The sequence below is a fragment of the Oleiphilus sp. HI0128 genome, from assembly GCF_001635365.1.
In genome coordinates this window covers 1-545 of the sequence record NZ_LWGG01000492.1, presented here as the reverse complement: position 1 = coordinate 545, position 545 = coordinate 1, and the positions used below count along the sequence as shown (strand labels likewise).

1 protein-coding gene is annotated in these 545 nt (G+C 47.9%); it reads right to left on the bottom strand.

Annotated elements, in window-relative coordinates; translation table 11 throughout:
• The coding region (locus A3763_RS05960; RefSeq protein WP_304440795.1) for a proton-conducting transporter membrane subunit at window positions 1-545 on the bottom strand (545 nt) is incomplete at both ends.

Below are 545 nucleotides of genomic sequence, written 5' to 3'. Positions count from 1 at the left end.
GAACTTATCATTAGCACGGCGACAATGATGAGCTTGTCAGATTCAAGAGCGCCCATTGTCAGATACCACTTGCTCCAGGTTCCTGCCATAGGAGGAAGGCCAATTATACTTATTGCACCAATCGCAAAAGCAGCAAAGGTGAGTGGCATTTGCCGGCCAAGTCCCACCATGTCGCTGATGTTCTTTTTGTGACTGGCAACCATAATTGCACCGGCGCAGAAGAAGAGGGTGATTTTACCAACAGCATGTGTGGCGATATGTAAGGCAGCACCGGCATGGGCGATAGATGAAGCAAGCAGAGCACCCACGACAATGTAGCTTAGTTGACTTACTGTAGAGTAGGCCAGTCTAGCTTTCAGGTTGTCCTTAGTCATAGCAATGCAAGACGAGAGCAGTATCGTGGCAGCGCCGATATAGAGCATAATATCTGTGGTTGCGAGCTCTTTAAGCTGGTCGATCCCGAAGATATAAATAATTATTTTTAGGATACTAAACACGCCCGCTTTTACGACAGCGACAGCGTGTAGCAGTGCACTAACCGGTGT